The organism is Carboxylicivirga marina (assembly GCF_016612505.1).
Classification (GTDB): domain Bacteria; phylum Bacteroidota; class Bacteroidia; order Bacteroidales; family Marinilabiliaceae; genus Carboxylicivirga; species Carboxylicivirga marina.
The window spans coordinates 1-1,117 of the sequence record NZ_JAENRR010000151.1 but is presented as its reverse complement, the minus strand read 5'-3'; the positions used below and the strand labels follow the sequence as shown (position 1 = coordinate 1,117).

The following is a 1,117-nucleotide window of genomic DNA, read 5'->3' as shown; positions in this document are numbered from 1 at the left end:
TGCAGGCAACAATGGCTTATAAAGCATGGGCTTGCCGCAGGCGCAACACAAGCCAACGCTTCATAGCCTAGCCGTTGGCAGCAAGCTTGATTCGCACTAAAACTAAAAACAAATTCAACATGAAAAATTCAATATTATACCTTTTATTTTTAATCTTACTTGTTTTAAATCCATTGCAAAGCATATATGGACAGCAAATAGATGGACCAGCTAATTGCAGAGATGGAATAAATGGAGAAATTCTGTATGTACTGGAAGATAGCACCTTTATCTATGCTAGAGAACCAGAAGACAACTGGTTCAAAATAAGAGTAGATGCTCATGTTGACGAAAAAGATTATAAAAATGGCCACCTTGTAAAAGGTGCAAAGCTGTATGACATAAATGGCAAAGTAATAGGAGTCCTCCAAAAGGATATTGAAACATATCTTGACAAATGGTATGCAGGAGGCAAAAACTATACTGCTGTCCATATTGAATCATATACATTTAAGAGCAACATTAGAAATTCCACAATATTAGAACGCGAAATAGAACGAATAGTATCTATAGAAGATGATTATGAAAGAAATGAAGAATTAAAAGAATTAATCAGTTTATTCGGTTTTCAATATCACTCGGTTTCGGATTATTCCGTTTTCACTTATTATGAGTATGATAACCAATTGACTTGTGATATTAGAATGTTCATCTATTTCGATAACCATGATTTAATAGGTATAGCAAAAGGCGGGAGGAAGTTAAATATTAAGTCTATCGATAGAGGAAAAATCGACTATGAATTTGATATTTATTATTTCTTCCCACTGACCGAAAATGCAAAGCAACAATTTGTTGAGAAAATGGATAAATATTTTCTACTTCGAGCATAAGTTATTTAAAAGCCAGCTGCCAACACGCTAGTATAAAGCAATTGGCATTCGTGAGTACTTAGAAGTTAGGTTGGGCAATTGAGCACCGCCAAATCTTTGATTTGGCTTTAATAATGAAAAGATAAAAACAAATAAAAGATTTGGCTCAGATGATTTTGGAGGTAAGGTTTCGTTAAATTGCCAATCGCTTCATCGTGTGCCGAGAAGTAGTGAACGGCAAAATATTCACTACATGCTGTAAATTG

Annotated in this window: 1 protein-coding gene; it reads left to right on the top strand. The window is 34.5% G+C overall.

Annotated features, from left to right (window positions below):
* The first annotated feature begins 119 nt into the window (after nucleotides 1–119).
* Nucleotides 120–872 (top strand): hypothetical protein, encoded by a 753-nt coding sequence (locus JIV24_RS22160; RefSeq protein ID WP_200467270.1) that lies wholly within the window; start codon nucleotides 120–122, stop codon nucleotides 870–872.
* Nucleotides 873–1,117: the final 245 nt, after the last annotated feature.

Coding starts and splice junctions, on each gene's coding strand:
- JIV24_RS22160 (WP_200467270.1), top strand. CDS start 120: ATGAAAAATTCAATATTATACCTTTTATTTTTAATCTTACTTGTTTTA.